17 protein-coding genes are annotated in these 20,636 nt (G+C 59.7%); 15 read left to right on the forward strand and 2 right to left on the reverse strand.

The genetic code is table 11. The annotated features are described in order from the left end of the window. Window positions 1-19: 19 nt before the first annotated feature. The 6 genes from ACO08A_RS17330 (at window position 20) to ACO08A_RS17355 (ending at window position 5,781) form a co-directional block, all read left to right on the forward strand. A complete protein-coding gene (locus ACO08A_RS17330; RefSeq protein WP_421979301.1) occupies window positions 20-916 on the forward strand; it encodes a carbohydrate ABC transporter permease in 897 nt (298 codons plus the stop codon). Between the two features lie 32 nt (window positions 917-948). Beyond that, window positions 949-1,791, forward strand: a complete 843-nt coding sequence (locus ACO08A_RS17335; protein ID WP_422041772.1) for a carbohydrate ABC transporter permease — start codon at window positions 949-951, stop codon at window positions 1,789-1,791. A 56-nt stretch (window positions 1,792-1,847) separates the two neighbouring features. Then, entirely contained in the window at window positions 1,848-3,353 is a 1,506-nt protein-coding gene (locus ACO08A_RS17340) for an ABC transporter substrate-binding protein (protein ID WP_422037226.1), read from the forward strand. Between the two features lie 70 nt (window positions 3,354-3,423). Next, window positions 3,424-4,149 carry an SDR family oxidoreductase gene (locus ACO08A_RS17345; protein ID WP_422037227.1) on the forward strand — a complete coding sequence of 242 codons (726 nt, stop codon included), beginning with the start codon at window positions 3,424-3,426 and terminating at the stop codon, window positions 4,147-4,149. A gap of 14 nt (window positions 4,150-4,163) precedes the next feature. Beyond that, complete coding sequence (locus ACO08A_RS17350) at window positions 4,164-5,279, forward strand: ABC transporter ATP-binding protein (protein WP_422037228.1); 1,116 nt, start codon at window positions 4,164-4,166, stop codon at window positions 5,277-5,279. A gap of 130 nt (window positions 5,280-5,409) precedes the next feature. Continuing rightward, window positions 5,410-5,781: a hypothetical protein gene (locus ACO08A_RS17355; RefSeq protein WP_422037229.1), complete on the forward strand. Its 372-nt coding sequence runs from the start codon at window positions 5,410-5,412 to the stop codon at window positions 5,779-5,781. Window positions 5,782-5,813: 32 nt separating this feature from the next. On the opposite strand, the gene rhaI is transcribed toward ACO08A_RS17355, so the two are convergent. Next, entirely contained in the window at window positions 5,814-7,100 is a 1,287-nt protein-coding gene (gene rhaI, locus ACO08A_RS17360) for an L-rhamnose catabolism isomerase (protein WP_422037230.1), read from the reverse strand. 278 nt (window positions 7,101-7,378) lie between these two features. After that, on the reverse strand, window positions 7,379-9,481 hold the full coding sequence (locus ACO08A_RS17365) for a bifunctional rhamnulose-1-phosphate aldolase/short-chain dehydrogenase (protein ID WP_422037231.1): 2,103 nt from the start codon (window positions 9,479-9,481) through the stop codon (window positions 7,379-7,381). 186 nt (window positions 9,482-9,667) lie between these two features. Between ACO08A_RS17365 and ACO08A_RS17370 the strand changes: the two genes are divergently transcribed. The 9 genes from ACO08A_RS17370 (at window position 9,668) to ACO08A_RS17410 (ending at window position 20,631) form a co-directional block, all read left to right on the forward strand. After that, window positions 9,668-10,474 carry a DeoR/GlpR family DNA-binding transcription regulator gene (locus tag ACO08A_RS17370; RefSeq protein WP_422037232.1) on the forward strand — a complete coding sequence of 269 codons (807 nt, stop codon included), beginning with the start codon at window positions 9,668-9,670 and terminating at the stop codon, window positions 10,472-10,474. Between the two features lie 53 nt (window positions 10,475-10,527). After that, window positions 10,528-11,520 (forward strand): rhamnose ABC transporter substrate-binding protein, encoded by a 993-nt coding sequence (rhaS, locus tag ACO08A_RS17375; RefSeq protein WP_422037233.1) that lies wholly within the window; start codon window positions 10,528-10,530, stop codon window positions 11,518-11,520. An 83-nt stretch (window positions 11,521-11,603) separates the two neighbouring features. Next, on the forward strand, window positions 11,604-13,157 hold the full coding sequence (locus tag ACO08A_RS17380) for a sugar ABC transporter ATP-binding protein (RefSeq protein ID WP_422037234.1): 1,554 nt from the start codon (window positions 11,604-11,606) through the stop codon (window positions 13,155-13,157). After that, the gene (locus ACO08A_RS17385) at window positions 13,154-14,137 is read left to right on the forward strand and encodes an ABC transporter permease (protein WP_422037235.1); all 984 of its coding nucleotides are present in this window, start codon (window positions 13,154-13,156) and stop codon (window positions 14,135-14,137) included. Before ACO08A_RS17380 ends, ACO08A_RS17385 begins: the two co-directional genes overlap by 4 nt. Continuing rightward, window positions 14,134-15,150, forward strand: coding sequence for an ABC transporter permease (locus tag ACO08A_RS17390; protein ID WP_422037236.1), 1,017 nt, complete (start codon window positions 14,134-14,136; stop codon window positions 15,148-15,150). The genes ACO08A_RS17385 and ACO08A_RS17390 overlap by 4 nt, the downstream gene beginning before the upstream one ends. Before the next feature lie 4 nt (window positions 15,151-15,154). Next, entirely contained in the window at window positions 15,155-15,469 is a 315-nt protein-coding gene (rhaM, locus tag ACO08A_RS17395) for an L-rhamnose mutarotase (protein ID WP_422037237.1), read from the forward strand. A gap of 3 nt (window positions 15,470-15,472) precedes the next feature. Then, window positions 15,473-16,861: an FGGY-family carbohydrate kinase gene (locus tag ACO08A_RS17400; protein WP_422037238.1), complete on the forward strand. Its 1,389-nt coding sequence runs from the start codon at window positions 15,473-15,475 to the stop codon at window positions 16,859-16,861. A gap of 269 nt (window positions 16,862-17,130) precedes the next feature. After that, window positions 17,131-17,532 carry a rhodanese-like domain-containing protein gene (locus ACO08A_RS17405; RefSeq protein WP_422037239.1) on the forward strand — a complete coding sequence of 134 codons (402 nt, stop codon included), beginning with the start codon at window positions 17,131-17,133 and terminating at the stop codon, window positions 17,530-17,532. 717 nt (window positions 17,533-18,249) lie between these two features. Then, a complete protein-coding gene (locus ACO08A_RS17410; RefSeq protein ID WP_422037240.1) occupies window positions 18,250-20,631 on the forward strand; it encodes a putative bifunctional diguanylate cyclase/phosphodiesterase in 2,382 nt (793 codons plus the stop codon). The last annotated feature ends 5 nt before the right edge of the window (window positions 20,632-20,636 follow it).

A 20,636-nucleotide genomic window follows, 5' to 3' on the forward strand; every position in this document is an offset into this window, starting at 1 on the left:
AATTGATGGGAGGATCGGCATGGCGTTCGTAAGAACCAGAGGATTGCAAGGCTATATCACCGGCGACAGCCCGGTGCCGTGGCTTGCGCCACTGGTCGCCATGCTCGTGGTCTTCACGATCTATCCCCTGTTCTACAACATCTGGCTTTCGTTCCATGAATACGCCCCGTTCAAACGGCGGCTCGTCTATGTGGGCACGGAGAACTGGAGCACGCTGGTCAACGATCCGCGTTTCTGGGAAGCGCTGTCGGTGACCTTCACCTACTTCTTCGTGCTGCTGGCTATCCAGGTCGTTCTGGGGATGATCATTGCGCTGCTGCTGGATTCCGACGAACCCGGCTTCGGACTGCTGCGCGGCCTGCTCACCCTCACACTGGTCATTCCGCCGGCGATCACGGGCATGATGTTTCTTCTCATGGAAGATCCCGAGTTCGGCGTGCTCACCTATCTGCTGGAATCCCTCGGGATCCTGACCGGGCAGGATCCGATCCTGGCGACAAGTTCGACGGCGCTGGCGGGCGTGATGCTTGCCGATATCTGGCAATGGACGCCGTTCATGGTGCTGATCTTCCTGGCCGGGCTGAGGTCGCTGCCTCAGGAGCCTTATGAAGCCGCGATGCTGGACGGCGCGTCTGCGTTCCAGACATTCCGCCGGATCACGCTGCCGATGATGTCCAAGGTGATCGCGGTTGCCGTCCTGATCCGCGGCATCGATCTGTTCAGGGCGTTCGACTACATGTTCGTGATGACGTCCGGCGGTCCGGGAACGTCGACCTACACGCTGTCGCTCTATGCCTGGCAGCAGACCTTCAGTTTCATCAAGTGGGGATACGGAGCGACGCTGAGCCTGGTCAGTCTCGTGCTGATCCTCGTGATCGCCAACCTATTCATCTGGATAGCGAAGGTGCGCTGGTGATTGTCGAGAGCAAATATCGGCGCTACTCGCGCATGGCCGCCGCGTGGTTTATCACCTCGCTTTTCGTGTTCCCGCTCTATTACTGGGGGACCACGGCCTTCAAGGAAGCCAAGGAGATCTTTTCGGTTCCGCCGACCGTCTGGTCGTTCACGCCGACGTTGCGCAACTTCGAGGAAGTCTTCGGCATTTCCTTCGGCTTCCTGCGCCAGCAGGAGGTTCTGCCCGGCGGCGGCAATTTCTACATGGCGCCGCGCCTGTGGGATTCGATCGTCGTTGCCGTGTTTTCAACCGCGCTGGCGATCGCGATATCGACCTTCGCCGCCTACGCGCTCAGCCGGATGGACTTTCGCGGACGCCACCACTTCGTCGCCTGGGTTCTGTCGACCCGCATGATGCCGCCCGTAGCGGTCGCAATCCCGATGTTCTTCATCTACAAGGACATCGGCCTGATGGATTCCTATACCGGGATCATCCTGATCCATGCGCTGATGAACCTGCCGCTTGCGGTGCTGCTGCTCAAAAGCTTCTTCGACGACATTCCGAGGGAGATCGACGAGAGCGCCATTGTCGATGGCGCAAGCCGCTGGAAGATCTTCCGCCGCATCATCCTGCCGATGGCCAAGGGCGGCATCGCGGCGACCGCGGTCCTGTGTTTCATCTTTTCGTGGACGGAGTTCATTTTCGTCCTGACCCTGACGCAGACTGGGCTGAAAACCGTGCCGGTCGTGTCGTCGAGTTTCGTCACATCCACAGGCACCGCCTGGGGCAACATGGCAGCCTTGGGAGTGGCTGCGATGGCTCCGGCGTTCCTCTTCATCCTGCTGGTCCAGAAGCAACTGGTCCGCGGGCTGACACTCGGTTCCCTCAAGCAATAGGAGCAACACAAAGTCTTCAGGAGACCATCTTTCACGTATCACGGGAGGAGTTAGTCATGAGAGATACAGACAGGAAACAATATCGCGCCAATCTGGTGGACGCCTTCGTCAACCGGCGCATGGGGCGGCGGGATTTCATGCGAAATGCCGGCCTGCTCGGATTGAGCGCTGCCGCCTTCGGTGCGGGCATGCGCCGGCCCTTCGGTCTGGGTTCGATGCCACTTGCCAATGCTGCCGACGACCTTCGGCCATCCGACGAGGTCCTGAAATGGGTGAAGGATGTGTCCGGACCGTTCAAGGGAACGACGCTCAAGCTTGCGACGGAATCCACACCACCGTCGAACGCGATCAACAGCCAGCTCAAGAAGTATTTCGAAGAAGCCTCCGGAATGACGGTCGAAATCGAAGTGCTGCCGCTTGAGCAGGTGCTTCAGAAAATGACCCTGGACATCGCGTCGCAGCTCGGCACCTACGATCTCTACTACATCGACCAGAGCTGGGCGGCGTCGGTGAGCCAGGATGTCTTCGATCCGCGCGAGCAGATCGAGAACAAGCCCGACCTTGCGATGCCGAACTACAATATCGACGACTTCCTGCCGGCGCTTGTCGACGGTATCGCGAAGTATGAGGATCGCTGGGTTGGCGTCCCGTACGACATTCCGATCTTCATCATGATGTACCGGAAGGACATCTGGGAAGAAATGGGCTTCGAAGCGCCGTCGTCCCTGGAAGAATACTACCAGCAGGCCAAGGCGATCACCGATGCCATGGGACCGGACCTCTACGGTTCCACGGGTCAGATGAAATCCGGGCACTACAGTCTTGAATGCGACTGGACGGCATGGCTCTGGGGCCATGGCGGGTCGATCTTCAACGCGGACGGGAAGTTCTCGGGCAACGACGAATACGGCCTGGAAGCGATGGACTACTGGACCAAGCTCTGGAAGACCATGCCTCCGGGCGTGACGGGCTGGACCTGGGACGGCCAGGGGCAATCCGTTGCCCAGGGCGTCGCCGCGTCGATGATGAGCTGGGGCGAATTCTTCCCCTATTTCGACGACCCGTCGGCCACGAAGGTGTCCGGTCTCATGGAAGCTGTCCGCTGTCCACCGCCGATGCGGGCGCTGCGCACGGTCGACCAAACCGGGTTCGGCGAGATCCCGGGTGTCGGACACCAGGGCGGCTCGTCGCTCGCGGTTTCGAAAAACTCCAAGAACCCGGACGCTGCCTGGATCTTCATGCAGTGGGCGACAAGCTACGACACGCAGGTGCTGATCACGGCTCTGGGCGGCGGTACCGGGCCGACACGTGAAAGCGTCTACGATGATCCGCGCATCATCGCCAACAACCGCGTCGGACCGGGCACCACCCGGCACCTCAACGTTGTGCGCGACACGATTGCGATGGACATGGGATCGGAACCGGATCTGCCGCAATGGGCGGAACTGTCGAACGACACGATCCCGGTCCGGCTCGGCAAGTACTTTGCCGGTGACTACGGTTCGCCGAAGGAAGCAATGGACGACATTGCGGTTTCCGTCGACAAGATCGTCTCGGGCTAACCGTTTTTCGCAAACGAGAACAGGGGAGGGTGGCAACACCCTTCCCGCCAGTCTGGGCAGGGAGGAATCCGTGGATACCAAGCCTCTTGTCGCAATAACCGGAGCAAGCTCCGGTATCGGCGAAGCAACAGCGCGCGCCTTTTCAGCCGCTGGACATCCGGTTCTGCTGATGGCCCGCCGGATGGACCGCATGGAAGCGCTCGGCCTGCCGAACGCCGTTCTCCGCCAGGTGGATGTGCGCGACCGGCAGGCGATCGCAGACGCCGTTCGCGACGCCGAAGACCGTTTCGGACCGGTCGACATGATGTTTGCGAATGCTGGCATCGCACGCCTTGCCGATATCGGCCGTCAGCCGCCCGAAGAGTGGGACGAGATGATCGACATCAACACCAAGGGTGTGATGAACACCGTCCACGCGGTGATGAACGGAATGATGGAGCGCAAGCGCGGGACACTCGTGATGATGAGCTCCATTGCGGGCCGCAAGGTCTATCCCGACCACACGGTCTATTGCGGGACCAAATACTTCGTGCACGCGGTGTCCGAGAGCCTGCGCGAATATCTGTCGGCTTACGATGTGCGCGTGATCGTGCTCTCGCCGGGCGTGATCGAGACGGAAGTGCTTTCCGGTGTGCTGGATGAAGAAACGCTTGCAAACTACAAGAGCAACAAGGTCAAGATGGGCGGAGGCATCGGTGCGGACATCGTCGGCGACCTGATCCTCAATGCCTATCAGCTGCCGCAAAAGGCCCTGGTTCAGGAGATCTGCCTGACGCCGACGCGGCAAACCTACTGAGGAAATCAGCTTTTATGGCAGAAGTCGCCTATCACAATATCTGCAAGTCGTATGGATCGTTCGAGGTCATGCGCGACCTGTCGCTGTCCATTCACGACGGAGAGTTCGCGGTGCTGCTCGGCGCATCCGGCTGCGGCAAGACCACGCTCCTCAGAATGACGGCAGGCCTGGAAAACATAACCGGCGGCGAACTCACCATCGACGGCAAGGTAATGAACGAGGTCCATCCGCGCGACCGTGACATTGCCATGGTGTTCCAGAACTATGCGCTTTATCCGACGATGAAGGTGTTCGACAACATTGCCTTCAGCCTGGAAGTGAAGCGGCTCAGCAAGGACGAGATCAAGAGGAAGGTCAACGAGGCGGCGGCCGTCCTGAACCTGACCGAATATCTCGACCGCTATCCAAGGGAACTGTCCGGCGGCCAGAGACAGCGGGTGGCGATGGGACGGGCCATGGTCCGCGACGCCAAGGTGTTCCTGTTCGACGAACCGCTGTCCAACCTCGATGCCAAGCTCAGGGCGCATATGCGTGTCGAGATCCGTCAGCTGCACGAGCGCCTCAAGGCAACGACGATCTACGTCACCCACGACCAGATCGAGGCGATGACGATGGCGGACAAGATCGTGCTGATGAAGGGCGGCAAGATCGAGCAGGTCGGAACGCCGGATGATTTATATGATCGGCCGGCAACACGGTTCGCCGCCGACTTCATCGGATCACCCTCGATGAATTTCATTGAGGGCGAGATCACCGTTGAGAAGGGCCATCCGCATTTCGTCGGGCCTCATATCAATCTGCCGCTCGATGCCGGGTTGAAAGCCGAGCCGGGACAGAAGGTGATCTGCGGCTTGAGACCCTCGGACCTTCTCACGACCGGGAACGGTGAGATTACCGGTACCGTCAAACTGGTCGAAAAAACTGGGGCCGACGTCAATATTCACGTCGACCTGAGCGAAACCGCAAGTCTCGTCGCCACGATGGCGCGGGACAATGGCGCGGCCGCGGGTGATCCCATCGAGTTGACGATCCCGCCAAGGGCCGTGCATCTGTTCGATGCAAAGACCGAAATCCGGATTGAAACGGAAATCCTCGAACAGGATAGTCTGCCCAAGGTGGAAAGCCTTTAGCTTCCCGTGACTAGGAGGGGAATGGGCCGCGTTTCCACTTCAGGCTGCCCCTGAGCCTGCACGTTTGGTATGATTGACGGTGATTTGCAACCGCAGTCTGTTCATTGGAACGTGCAAGATGTTTTCAAGATTGAAAGTTCTTTTCGCCTTCATCGCCATCTTCGGCTTCTCTTCCGCCGCGTCCCTGTCAGAGGAATTCGGCTATGTCGGTGACAATCACAGTTGGTCGCTCAGCTGCAACGCGTCCGGCTACGTCCTGAAATCCCAATATCCTGTGACCCGCTTTTTCGAGGCGGGCGCGGCGTCGTCGGTGACGCGCGAAAGGGAGACGCTCTATCTCGGGCGCTCCTGCGATGCATCGAGCACGACGATGGGTGAGGGCAAGTGGTGCTGGGCCAATGGCGGCTTCTTCGCAGAGTTCGAGACACACAGGATCAGTTTCCCGAGGCAGGAAGTGATCTGCCCTGGCGGAGGAGACGATTCGCTTGCGTGCGGCTGCTGACGCACACGCCAGCCACCCGCAGTGAGGACCCCTCAGACGATACCGCCGCCCGCACCGGAGACGACGGGGCGCGTTTTTGCGACCGTCTCCCGGTAACGGGATGTCCGGTAAGCGGATACCGGGTCGATCGCGGCACCCTTGTCCGCGCGGGCCATCGCCAGGATCGGTTCAACGTCGGTGCGAAAGGCCGTTTTGAGCGTGGTGGTCGCCATCAGCGCGTCATTGCTTTCCTGACACGTTTCCAGGGCGGGCCGGTCGACGATCAGCGCCTGGGTATAGGCTCGCTGCACTTCCATGGCAGATACCATCAGGCTTTCGATCGGGTCGGTAACGTTGTGTGACTGGTCCAGCATATGGGCGGGGTCGAACCCCGGCACCGCGCGGGTTTCTGCATCCACCAGTTCGTTGAAGACCAGGAACAGGCGATAGGGATCGATGCTGCCCGTATCCAGGTCGTCGTCGCCGTATTTGCTGTCGTTGAAGTGGAAGCCGCCGAGCTTGCCGAACTGGATCAGCCTGGCAACGATCATCTCGATGTTCACGTTCGGCGCATGATGTCCGAGATCAACCAGGCAGAAGGCCCGCTCACCGAGTTCCGTGGCAATCAGGTAGTTTGTGCCCCAGTCCTGAACAACGGTTGAGTAGAAGGCCGGCTCGAAGATCTTGTGTTCGGTGAAGAGACGCCAGTCGCCAGGGAGCCGCGCGTAGATGGTTTTCGCACTTTCCAGATAGCGTTCCAGCTGACGGGTAAAGTGGGTCTGTCCGGGAAAGTTCGACCCGTCCCCCACCCAGACCGTCAAGGCCTTCGACCCGAGCGCTGCGCCGATCTCGATACATTCCAGATTGTGCTCAATGGCCTGTTGCCTGACAGACGGATCGGTATGCGAAAGCGACCCGAACTTGTAGGACTGCCGCTGGTCCTCCTGATCCTGGAAGGTGTTGGAGTTCATCGCGTCGAAAGCAAGACCGAGTTCGTCGGCCCTGTTCCTGAGCAATGTCGGGTCCGCCTTGTCCCAGGGGATATGCAGCGAAACGCTGGGCGTTGCGCCGGTCAGCTCGTGAATGACTGAGCAGTCCTCGAGCTTGTCGAAGATATTGCGGGGTTCTCCTGGCCCGGGAAACCGTGCGAACCGGGTACCGCCTGTTCCCACGCCCCAGGAGGGGATGGCAACGCCATAGGCGGATACTTTCCGTTTGATCTCGTCGATGGCAACACCGCGCCGCTCGAGTTGCTCGCCAAGAGCGTCGTAGTCGCGGCGTAGGTTGGTGATGAGCTTTTCGTTTTCCTGCGCGACCAGCGCGCTGTCGATCATGGCCATGACCGGTCTCCTCTAGGGTACGGACTCATAAATGAGGCCGAAATGGTTTGAGGCGGCTTGCTTCTCGTCAAGGAGTGGAAGGGCAGGAAATGTGGTTCATTTTCAAACCTTTCGCGACGCGGAGGAGGAGCAAGCCGGTCAAATCCGAAGGACATGGAAATGGCTTCCCCCCGTGTCGTCAGCGTGCTTGACCGGGCGGGAAGCCCGCTCCGCGCACCCTTCCTGACGGGATTTCGCCATTTCGCATGCCATTTCAGTCTCATTTATGAGCCCGTACCCTAGCGCGTGAAGGCCTGAACGTTGCCGGCATCGACGTTCAAGATGTTGCCGGTCGATTTGGATGAAAACTCGGAGGCAAGGAAGTAGGCCGCTTCGGCGATATCTTCCGGAAGAACAGACCGTTTCAGCAGGGAACGCTGGCGATAGTGCTCCTCGAGATCCGCCGTGTCCTTGCCATAGGCCTCCGCCCGTTCCTTCAGCCAGTCGCCGGACCAGATCTTCGATCCGCGCAGGACGGCGTCCGGGTTGACGGTGTTGACCCGTATACCGTCGGGAGCGCCTTCGAGCGCGAGGCAGCGCGCAAGATGCAGTTCGGAGGCCTTGGCCGTACAGTAGGCGCTGGCGCCGGGTGATGCAGCGAGGCCGTTCTTCGATCCGATAAAGACAATCGCACCGCCCGTGCCTTGCGTCTTCATGAGCTGAAACGCGGCCCGGGAAACCAGAAAGTAGCCCGTAGACAGGATCGACATGTTGCGGTTCCAAAGGTCCAGCGAGGTATCCTCGATTGGCGCCGAGGAGGCGATCCCCGCATTGGAGACCAGAATATCGATGCCGCCGAATTCCAGCGAGGCCCGCGCAAAACTGTCGGCGACAGCGTCCTCGCTGGTGACATCCATCACCACCGACCGGACCAGATCTTTCGAGTGCCGCCCGGAAAGCACGTCCGCGGTTTCCGACAAGGCCTCTTCATCGATATCGGCCAGGACCACGCATGCGCCTTCGCGCAGGAACCGTTCCGCGGTCGCGGAGCCGATACCCCCCGCGCCGCCGGTGACCAATGCGATCTTTCCCGCCAGACTTTTCGGTTTCGGCATCCGCTGAAGCTTTGCTTCCTCAAGAAGCCAGTATTCGATGTCGAATGCTTCCTGCTCCTCCAGGCCCCGATAGGTCGAGGCGCTCGATGCGCCGCGCATGACGTTGATGGCGTTGGTATAGAATTCCGCAGAGATCCGGGCTGTTGCCTTGTCCTTGGCGAAGGTGATCATGCCGACGCCCGGAACCAGGTAGACGACTGCGTTCGGGTTTCTGAGCGCGGGACTGTCCGGTCGGCGGCACCGCTCGTAGTAGGCTGCGTAATCATCCCGGTACTGCGCAACCGCGTCAGCCAGCCCGGCGATCGTATTCTCGATGTCCGGGGTCTGCGGGTCGAAGCCGACCACGAGCGGACGTATCTTGGTGCGCAGGAAATGGTCCGGGCAGCTTGTCCCGAGTTGGGCCAGTGCCTCCATGTCGTTGGAGCAGACGAATTCCAGAACCGCGTCGCTGTCATCGAAATGGCCGACCATGTGCTGGTCGCCGCTGATCATGCCACGAATGACCGGCATTAGGGCAGCGGCGGTCCTTCGGCGCTCCGACGGTGGCAGGGCGGTGCATTTCGCGCCGCCGAATGCGCTGTGGCCGAGCGTTTTCTGCTCGAACCAGCCGATCGCCTTGTTGATCGTGTCGATCGTGATTTCGTAGCAGGTTCTGGCGTCGTCCGCCCAGGTGAACAGACCGTGGCTTTCCAGGACCACCCCTTTTGCAGCGGGATTTTCGAGGCAGAATTTTTCGAGCCACAGACCGAGTTCGTAGCCGGGGCGTTTCCATGGCAGCCAGCCGATGTCATCACCGAAAATGTCGGCGGTCATGGCCTTGCTGTCGGCTGCTGCCGCGATCGCAATGATCGCGTCCGGGTGCATGTGGTCGACATGTCTGGCGGGAACGTAGGCATGCAGCGGGGTATCGATGGAGGCAGCGCGCGGATTGAGGTTGAAGGTGCAATGCGGCAGGTAGCCCACCATCTCGTCTTCGAAGGCGACGCCGCGATAAAGACCCTTCAGAGCGCGCAGCTTGTCCATGTAAAGCGTTGCAAAGCCGTCCATTTTTATGGTGCCGACGTCGCCGCCTGATCCCTTGACCCACAGGACTTCGGCCTGTTCGCCGGTCAGTGGGTCTTTCTCCATCGCCTTAACCGAGGTGTTGCCGCCGCCATAATTGGTGATGCGCTTGTCCGAGCCCAGAAGGTTCGAGCGGTACAGCAGCAACTCGGCTTCTGTCATCGACTGCGCGGTGACGTCATCCCATAGGTTTTGCAGCCGTGATCCCGCAGCAGAGTTCAACATCGATACCTCCCGAAAATACGCCTGACAGAGCAAGCCTCTTTGATTAGAACCTCGCTCGAAAGCACCGTCGTGTCAATCAAAAACAATCAAATTCAATCATATTGCACTGCAATATGAGCGTTTGTGACAATTATTGATTGACAATGACTGCTTTTGATGAAAACGTTTGAGCAACGGGAGAACGGAATGCACGAGAAAGAACGCCAGAGGATCATCCTGTCCGCAGTCCAGGACCGGCCCGTCGTGACGGTGCAGGAACTGGTGACCCTGACGGGATCTTCCGAGGCAACCATTCGCAGGGACATCGCAACCCTGCATGTGCAGAAGAAGCTGCGCCGGGTGCGCGGCGGTGCGGAGTCGATCCATCCGCCCCAGTTCGTCGGTCTCGCCGGACGGCCGTTTTCGGTCAACGAAACAATCAACATCGCTCAGAAACGCGCAATCGCGCAAAAGGCCGTCGAGCTGTGCGAGGACGGCGACCCGATCATCATCAACGGCGGCACGACAACCTTTCAGATGGTGCACCCGCTCGCGACGCGGCGCATGCAGATCTTCACCAATTCGTTTCCGATCGCCGAGCATCTTCTGAAGAATTCCAAGAACACGATCATGCTCTCCGGCGGAGCGATCTACCGGGAACAGAACATCATCCTCAGTCCATTCGACAACGACGTGACGCGGAACTTCTACGCCAAGCGCATGTTCATGGGCGCACAGGGTCTCGGAGCGCTCGGGCTCATGGAGGCCGACCCGCTCCTGATCCAGGCGGAGCAGAAGCTGATCGGGCAGGCCGACGAACTCGTGGTTCTGGCAGATTCCTCGAAATTCAGTGCCCGCTCATCGCTGATCCTGTGTCCGCTGGAGCGCATCTCGACCGTCGTGACGGACGAGGGAATTCCCGACCACGCGGCCAACATGCTGGAGCAGGCGGACGTCAAATTAATCGTGGCGCAGACGAGCGCCGCACAAGCAAAGGCGACCTCAAGCGGGTAGCCGGTGTCCTGCCGGAACCTGGGAGGACCGGCAGCTATCTAGGGAGGAAGACAATGAAACTCTTGAAGTCACTGTTAGCAGCAACAGCCGTTGCCGCCATGTGCGTAGCTGTGCCGGCACAGGCTGAAACCAAGCGGATCGCCCTGGTCGTCAAGGCCCTCGGCATCGGCTTCTTCGAAGCAGCAGCCAAGGGCGCGGAAGAAGCTGCCAAGGAACTCGGCGACGTTGAAGTCATCTATACCGGTCCGACCGATACGACCGCCGAGGGCCAGATCGAAGTCATCAACGCGCTGATCGCGCAGAAAGTCGACGCGATCGCCGTCTCGGCCAATGATCAGGATGCGCTCGTTCCTGCCCTGAAGAAGGCGATGCAGCGCGGTATTACGGTGATTTCCTGGGATTCGGGCGTTGCGGCAGAGGGCCGTCAGCTGCACCTCAATCCGTCCTCGAATGCCCTGATCGGCAACATGATCATCAAGCTCGCTGCGGATCATCTGCCTGACGGCGGAGATGTCGCCGTCCTGTCGGCATCGGCGACCGCGACGAACCAGAACACCTGGATCGAGGAGATGAACAAGGTCAAGGACAACTATCCGGGCATCAACGTTGTCGCGACGGTTTACGGCGATGACCTTGCAGACAAGTCCTACCGCGAAGCCCAGGGTCTCATGCAGAGCTATCCCGACCTGAAGGCGATCATCGCTCCGACCTCCGTCGGCATCGTCGCTGCCGCGCAAGCCGTGTCCGATGCCGAAAAGGCCGGACAGGTCAACGTCACCGGTCTTGGCCTTCCCTCGGAAATGGCCGGCCACATCGACTCCGGCGCGTCCAAGTCGTTTGCAATCTGGAATCCGATCGACCTCGGCTACTCCGCGACGATGCTCGCCTACAACCTTGCGGCCGGCAACGCCGAAGCCAAGCCGGGTGCGGAAATCCCGATGGGACGCATGGGATCGTTGACGCTGAATGACAACAATGAAGGCGCGATGGCCGACCCGTTTGTCTATGACAGCTCGAACATCGACGATTTCAAGGATATCTTCTAAGCTTCGCTGACCAGGCAGCAGCCGGCCCGGGCAACCGGGCCGGCCCATGACCCAAACAGATTTCACACACCGGGGGACTGGGAATGCTTGCGAACACGCAGGGCATCGGCGACGTGCATCCGTCAGCAGCAAATGAGCAAAAGCCGATCCTGTCCCTGAGGGGCATTTCGAAGTCCTTTCCCGGCGTCAAAGCCCTGTCCGAAGTCGCGCTCGATCTCTATCCCGGACAGGTCACGGCCCTCGTCGGCGAGAACGGCGCCGGCAAATCGACCATCGTCAAGGTTCTGACAGGGATCTACCAGCCGGATGAAGGCGATATCACCATAAACGGCTTGGCCGTCAGCTTCCCGACCGCGCAGGATGCGGGCAGGGCCGGCGTGACGGCGATCCATCAGGAGACAGTGCTTTTCGACGATCTGTCGGTCGCCGAAAACATCTTCATCGGGCACGCCCCCAGGACGCGCTTCGGCCTGATCGACAAGGCCTCGATGGTCCGGCAGGCGAGGGATCTGCTTGCACGGATCGGCGCGCAGATTGATCCGTCTGTTCTCCTGAAGGAACTGGGCATTGCCAACAAGCACCTGGTCGCCATTGCGCGCGCGCTTTCGATCGACGCCAGCATCGTCATCATGGACGAGCCGACGGCATCGCTGTCGCACAAGGAGATCGAAGAAACCTACGAGCTGGTCGAGCGGCTCAAGGCCGAGGGCAAGGCGATCCTCTTCATCAGCCACAAGTTCGACGAGATTTTCCGCATCGCCGACCGCTACACCGTTTTCCGGGACGGAGAAATGGTCGGCGCGGGCAGAATCTCCGACGTATCGGAGCCGGATCTCGTGCGCCTGATGGTCGGCCGTTCCGTCGACCAGGTGTTTCCGAAACGAACGCCCGAGCTCGGATCCGAGATCCTGCGGGTGGTCGGCTACAGCCATCCGACCGAGTTCGAGGATATCGGCTTCACGCTGCGGCGCGGAGAAATACTCGGCTTTTACGGACTGGTCGGTGCCGGGCGCAGCGAGTTCATGCAGGCGCTTTTCGGAATAACCAAACCCTCGAAGGGGGCGATACGGATCGACGACACCGTTGCCGTGATCCGAACGCCCGACGAGGCGATCAGCCACGGTATCGTCTATGTGCCGGAAGACCGCGGCAAACAGGGCGCCATCAAGGGGCTGCCGATCTTCCAGAACGTGTCGTTGCCGTCGCTCAGATCCACGTCGCGGAACGGGTTTCTGCGTCTTGCGGAGGAATTCAGGCTGACGCGCGACTATACCCGGCGCCTCGACCTGCGCGCAGCTGCGCTGGATCAGGACATCGGCGAACTGTCCGGCGGCAACCAGCAGAAGGTGATCATCGCCAAGTGGCTGGCAACGCAGCCAAGGGTGATCATCCTCGACGAGCCGACCAAGGGTATCGATATCGGTTCCAAGGCGGCCGTCCACGAATTCATGGCGGAACTGGCCGCGCAGGGGCTCGCGGTGATCATGGTGTCGTCCGAGATCCCTGAAATTCTGGGCATGTCCGACCGGGTCATCGTCATGCGGGAAGGGCGTATCGCGGCCGAGTTCGAGGGTGCGGACCTGACGCCGGAACGCCTTGTGCGGGCCGCGGCCGGTCTGTCCGGGGGGACGTCATGACAAAGTCGTTCCTGAAGTCGCGCGAACTGGTCCTTGGGATAGCGATCCTGGCGTTGCTCCTGGCCATTGCCAGCCGCTTTCCGGCCTTCATAGGACCGTCCAACCTTGCCAACGTGTTCAACGATACCGCGCCGCTGATCATTCTCGCGCTCGGTCAGATGGCCGTGATCCTGACGCGCTGCATCGACCTCTCCGTCGCAGCCAACCTGGCCCTGACCGGGATGGTCGTCGCGATGCTCAACACGCTCTATCCAGGTCTGCCGATCCCAGTCATTCTGGCGATCTCCATTCTCCTCGGCGCGATCATGGGACTGGCGAATGGATTGCTGGTCTGGAAACTCGATATTCCGCCGATCGTCGTGACGCTCGGGACGATGACCATTTTCAGGGGCATCATCTTCCTGATTTCCGACGGTGCGTGGATCAACGCCCACGAAATGAGCGATAGTTTCAAGGCCTTTCCGCGCGCTGTCGTTCTGGGGCTTCCGGTTCTTTCCTGGATTGCCATTCTTGCAGTCCTGGGTTTTACGGTTCTGATCGGCCGCACCGCGCTCGGACAGGCGTTTTATGCCGTCGGCGGAAATCCGCATGCGGCCGTCTATACCGGGATCAATGTGGGCCGGACCCAATGCGCCGCCTTTGTCCTGTCCGGCGCACTCGCCGGCCTTACAGGGTATCTCTGGGTTGCGCGTTACGCGGTCGCCTATGTCGACATAGCCGGCGGGTTCGAACTTGAGGTGGTCGCGGCCTGTGTCATCGGCGGTATCTCGATTGCCGGAGGCATAGGTTCCGTCGGTGGCGCCCTGCTCGGCGCGCTGTTCCTCGGCATCGTCAAGAACGCGCTTCCCGTCATCAACATCTCGCCGTTCTGGCAGCTGGCGATTTCCGGCAGCGCGATCATCATCGCGGTCGCCTTCAACGCGACGTCGAACAGGAGCAGAGGCCGGGTAATCCTCAAGAAAGCGGAGCACGCACAATGAGCGTATCGCGGGCCGACGAAACAGCACCCCTCCGGCAGGTTCCGGACCGGCTGCGCAGCCCGTTGCAGCGTCTCCTGGCGAGCTGGGAAATCCTGCTCCTCGGCGTGGCTGTCGCGGTGTTCATCCTGAACAGCTTCGCCTCGCCCTACTTTCTGGACCCCTGGAACCTGTCGGACGCCACGTTCAACTTTACCGAAAAGGCGCTGATCGCCTTCGCGATGGCGCTGCTGATCGTCTCGGGGGAAATCGATCTTTCCGTTGCCTCGATCATCGCGCTCGCGTCAACCGCCATGGGCTTTGCGGTGCAACTCGGCGCGGACACCCCGATGCTGGTTCTGGTCGGGCTCGGTGTCGGCCTCCTGTGCGGCGCCTTCAACGGAGCTCTGGTGACGGGTCTTGGCCTGCCGTCCATTGTCGTGACCATCGGCACGATGAGCCTGTTCCGGGGCATTTCCTACATCGTTCTGGGCGACAAGGCCTATACCGGTTACCCGGCCGATTTCGCCTTTTTCGGACAGGGCTATGTCTGGTGGGTGATTTCCTTCGAGTTCGTCCTCTTCGCACTCATGGCGGTGGCGTTCGGGGTTCTGTTGCACAAGACGAATTTCGGACGGGCCGTCTATGTCATCGGCAACAACCCGGTTGGTGCGCTGTTTTCTGGCATTCGCGTTCCACGCGTCAAATTCGCCCTTTTTCTCCTGACCGGCGTCATGTCCGGCGTCGCGGCGATCTGCCTGACGTCCCGGCTTGGCGCGACAAGGCCCTCGATCGCGTTCGGCTGGGAGCTTGAAGTGGTGACCATGGTGGTCCTGGGCGGTATCAATATCCTCGGCGGATCAGGAACGATACCCGGCGTCGTCATTGCCGCATTCGTGATGGGCATGGTCACGTTCGGCTTCGGTCTATTGAACGTGCCGGGGATCGTCATGTCGATCTTCATCGGTCTGCTCCTGATCGGGGTGATCGCGCTGCCGCGGATTGCCAGGCGCATGCTGGCGGCGAGAAGAGGGTGAAGCCATGGAAAAATTTGCCTTCAAGATGAAGCTCCATCCCGGGATGGAAGCGGAATACAGGAAGCGCCACGACGACATCTGGCCGGAACTGGTGGAGCTCCTTAAAGAGGCGGGGATCCGTGACTATTCGATCCATCTGGATCGTGAGACCGGGACGCTTTTCGGTGTGCTTTGGCGGGAGGATGGCCATCGCATGGACGATCTGCCGGAGCATGCGGTGATGCAGCGCTGGTGGGCCCATATGGCAGACATCATGGAGACCAAGCCGGACAACGAACCGGTCGCAACAGCTCTTGAAACCGTCTTTCACATGGACTGACCCATGCGCGGCGCACGACATGCCGGGATCCTGGACATCGGCAAGACAAATGTGAAAGTGGCAGTTGTCGACCTGCAGTCAGACCGCGAAGTCGGCGTGCTGACCTGTCCCAACGTGGTCTTGCCGGGGCCGCCCTATCCGCATTTCGACACGGCGGCACACTGGGATTTCATTTGCGATGCGCTCGGCCAGCTCAACGAAACACATCCCATCGATGCGCTGTCGGTGACGGCTCACGGCGCGTCGGGCGTGCTTCTGACCACCTCCGGTGATCTTGCGGCTCTGGTGATCGACTACGAGTTTGCCGGTCCGGACGACCTGGCGGCTGAGTACGAAGCACTTCGCCCCGGTTTTGCCGAAACAGGGTCGCCGCGGCTCGGCATGGGTCTCAACGTCGGGGCACAGCTGTACTGGCAATTCAGGTCGGACCCCGGTCTTCTGGAACGAACCGATGTGTTCCTGACCTATCCCCAATACTGGGCGTTTCGCCTGACGGGGGTGAAGGCCAACGAAGTCTCCTCGCTCGGGTGCCATACGGATCTCTGGGATCCGCACGAGAACCGGTACTCCACGCTTGTCGGCAAGCTGGGGCTTTCGGGAAAGATGGCCCGCTTGCGTCCTGCGAACGACTGTCTCGGCACGCTCGAGCCATACGTTTCCAAGCGAACCGGTCTGCAGCCCCGAACGCCCGTCTATTGCGGCATTCATGACTCCAACGCCTCGCTGCTGCCCCATCTTCTGAAGCGGGATGCGCCATTCTCGGTGGTCTCCACCGGGACATGGGTCATAGCGTTTTCGATCGGCGGACACCGGGTCAAACTCGACCCCGGACGCGATACGCTGATGAATGTGAATGCGTTCGGGGATCCGGTCCCTTCCGCCCGGTTCATGGGTGGCCGTGAGTTCGAAATCATCATGAAGGCGCGCAAGCATGCATTTGCGAAGCGTGATGCCGATACGGTCATTGACCGTCAAATCATGCTGTTTCCCGCCGTGGAGCCGCGCTCAGGCCCTTTTCAGGGTAGACAGGCACGCTGGAATATCGAAGAGAGCGGTCTGAGTGACGGGGAACGCTTTGTTGCGGTCTCATACTACCTCGCCCTCGTCACTGCCGAAATGCTGACGATGATCGGCGCAGATGGCCCGATCATCGTTGAAGGTCCCTTCGCGCAAAATGACTGTTTCCTGGCCATGCTGCAGGCCGCGTGCGGCAGGCGCGTCGAAGTCCAGGGCGCTGCGGCGACGGGTACGGCCATCGGAGCAGCCATGCTCATCTCCGGCGCGCATAGCGAGCGCGGTGCACCGGCGCACCAAGCGAAAGCGTACACCTTCTGCGAACCGTCTCTCAAAACCTATGCGGAAGCCTGGGGGGATCTGGTCCGCAAAGCGTGACTGTAAGGTCTGCCGGCCGGGTTCCTGGCCGTTCGTTCCAGTTCAATCGTTCTTCATGAACGGGTTGCTGCGGCAGGCGACGGTATGGACACGGGCGATGAGCGGTGCAACGGCAACAGCCGCGCGACCGGCCTTCAAGAGCGTTCGACCAATCCGGGTGGTCTCCCCACCCAAAGGGCCCGTGCGCCCCCCGGACGGAGCCACTTGCAAGTGTCCGCGCTGGCGGTCAACATGGGTGCGATCCAATTCCCGTTGAAGCATCAGGTATCATGAAGAAGCTCAAGAAGAACGCAGCTACGATGGTCGCCGAGGCCCGGAACCGCATAGAGGAAGTCGAGATCGGGGATCTGATCCGCCAGATGGACGACCCTGCCGTCGTCATCGTCGACATTCGCGACATTCGTGAGCGTCAGAGGTCAGGCTTCATTCCCGGAAGCGTCCACGCTCCACGGGGGATGGTGGAGTTCTGGGTCGATCCGGAGAGCCCGTATTTCAAGGAGGTTTTCGGCGAAGACAAGAAGTTCGTCTTTCATTGCGCGTCGGGATGGCGCTCTGCGCTGACGGTTGCGACCCTCCAGGACATGGGGTTCGAAGCAGCACATTTGCGCGAAGGCTTTTCCAAATGGGCCGAAAAGGGCGGTCCCGTCGAGATGCCGGCAGCAGACAGCTGAGCAGTCATCGAGACTTTCCACGGCCATAGCTGAATTTTGTTTCCAAGTAAGTGTTACAAGGATTGATAGAAATATTTTATATTTTATGCTCGTATTGCGGGTGGTCGGCCGTTTCCTTACTCGAATTAAATCTAGTCTATAAGCAACATGGCAATAATTTTATTGATTAGCGTCATCTCAAGTCGCGTTACATAGATGATCTGAAAGTAAATAAATCAAAGAAAAATGCAAATTAATTTTGCGAAAAATTCGATATTTCAGTATTTTGCTATCATGTTGCTGCAGTTTATTGATTTCTCCGCAATAATCGCCAAGTGGATAGATATCCTAGAGTAAGAATTTACTTTACATTCACAAATCTCGGATATATCAAAACCACGTGTGGGGGACGTCCAAACAGAGACGTCCAATGATGCCGAGTGCCGGTCTCCAGCATCCGCTGACGAATGTGTCAGTACTTTCTTTGTGTTTTACACAACCCACGCGGTTTTCTGCCCGCAATTCACGCTTGCCGACTGGTGACTTCTCCGGTCGCGCCGACTGTGTTTCCCGCCTCACCACATCCATCGTTGCCGGGTGCCTGATCACACGGACAGGAGTGGACGCGGATACACCCGGTCCGGCGGGTGCTTCAGTTGGAGGTATGGCTCAGTTCCTTGGCGGTCGCGGACGAGCGGCGGGCCGAGGCAACCAGCGAGACAGGCAAGGGAAAAGATAATGAAAACGAACCCGCCCAGACCGGATCTCCTTCCGGCAGCCGATGTGCCCTCCTGCTTCCCCGCCGGTGAACTCAAACGCTTCTTCCTCGACAGCAAGCCGACCAGCCTGGAATACGCGCGCGTGGTCGCGAAGGAGACCTTTTACGAGCTCGGTGTCGATCGCCTGAGTGTCTGGCTGTTTCCGCAGGACAGGGCACGCCTTGATTGCGTGGTGGGATACCCTCAGAAAACGTTTGATGAATTGCCGGTCCGACAGCTTTGCGCCGCGGACTGCCCGGATTTCTTCGAGGCCGTGCTTGCGGAGCGGGTGGTTGACACCTGCGATGCCGCCCAGGATGCACGGGTGTCGGCCTTCTCGATAGCGTGCCGCCGGCCGGCACCTGCGGTCTCGATGCTGGTTGCCCAGATCAGATCTGCCGTTGAACCGATCGGCATCGTCTGCGCGGAGACCGTTCAGGCGCAGAGGGACTGGTCCAGCGGTGAAATTGCGTTCATTGCCTCCATCGCGGAGCTGCTCGGCTTTTCCATAGACCGGAAAAACAGGCTGCCGATTGCCGGCAGAGAGGGACGCAGCGTAAGCAATCTTGACGAAGCCGCCCATCACACATTCGTCTCCAACCAGCGATACGACCTTGCGATCAAGGCTGCCTATGACGGCGTCTGGGATCTCGATTACAAGACGGGACAGGTATATTTTTCGGATCAGAATTTCGACCTGTTGGGGGAAAGCTACGATACCCCGCCGACGGAATTCGAGTGGTGGCAGGAACGGGTGCACCCGGAAGACATCGACGGCGTCCTCGCCTACTATGATGCATTGCTGCAGAATGACAGCCCTTACGATGTCACCTATCGCATGCGGCACAGGGACGGAACATGGCGCTGGTGGCGCTCGCGCGGCAAGGTCATCCGAAATCCCAGCTACGAACCTGTCCGGATCGTCGGAACGAACTCGGATGTCACGGATCTGATCGAGACGAAGATCGAGCTTGAAAAGCGTAATCAGGAATTGCTGCTCGCCAAGAAGAAGGTCGAACACGCCGCCCTGCACGACAGCCTGACCGGTCTTCCGAACCGCAGGTTCATGGAGCTGGTATCGGCCAAAAAGGCGCGCGGCAAGCCTGCCAGGAACAAGGCGCTCGCGTTTCTGCACATAGATCTCGACAACTTCAAGGAGGTGAACGACCTGCTCGGTCACGCGGCAGGCGACGAAGTGTTGTGTAGGCTCGCGGAAACCTTGAAAGACCTCTCGATCGAGGAGGACTTCATTGCGCGCAGCGGGGGCGATGAATTCATTGCCATCCTTCAGGACGACAGCACTGCGGAAAGGTCCATTGGCTTCAGCGAGGGGCTCATCAGGAAACTGGAACATCCGATGATCGTCGAGGGCCGCTCGATCAGCCTGGGAGCGAGTATCGGAATCGCGCTTTCGGAAGAATCGACAAACGATGCGTCGGATCTTCTGAGAAACGCCGATCAGGCCCTCTACAAGGCCAAGCGTGCAGGCAAGAACACCTACATGGTCTACGACCATCAAATGAGCCTGCAGGCGGCCTCGATTCGCAAAACAAAGGAAGAAATCCAGTTCGCTCTGGAGGATGGCGGATCATTCGTCCCGTTTTTCCAGGCGCAGTTTTACGCTGGCAGCCTGGAACTGGCCGGTGCAGAGGCGCTGGTGCGATGGCATCATCCGAAGAGGGGGATTCTGTCTCCGGGTGAGTTTCTTCAATACGCGGAGGAAATGAACTGCGTCGCCGAAATCGACAGGCAGGTGCTCCTGAAGTCTCTCGCCACGGTGAACGAGTGGCACGAAACGGGACTGGCCCTGCCGCGCCTTGCGGTCAACGTCTCGTCCGACCGTCTGGCAGATCCCAGCCTTCTGTTTTCACTTGAGAATTTTGAAGACAATGTCCCCAGTCTGTCGTTCGAGCTGATCGAGTCAACCTTCCTCGACGATACGAGCGAGCAGGTCAAGAAGACGCTCAGTCAGCTGCAGGATCTCGGCATCGAAATGGAAATCGATGATTTCGGCAGCGGCTATGCGTCCATCGCCAGTCTGGTGAACATTCGTCCGAAACGTCTGAAGATCGACAAAACCCTTGTGTCGAACGTCGATACCGACATGGCCATGAAGAGCCTGGTGCAGTCGATCATCGACATCGCCCGGACCCTTGAGGTGGAGGTGATCGCCGAGGGTGCGGAGACGCCGTCGCAAATCAAGACCTTGACCGCCATCGGGTGCGACATCCTGCAGGGCTACGGCCTTGCACGTCCCATGTCGGCGGAGGCGTTCTTCGAGACGTTCAGGCGCAACGGGATGCGGAAGGGTGCCGGGCACGGTGCAAGACCCCTTGGCGGGACGCTGGCACACAAGACTTGAGCGTT

It is taken from the genome of Roseibium sp., from assembly GCF_965232425.1.
GTDB lineage: Bacteria > Pseudomonadota > Alphaproteobacteria > Rhizobiales > Stappiaceae > Roseibium.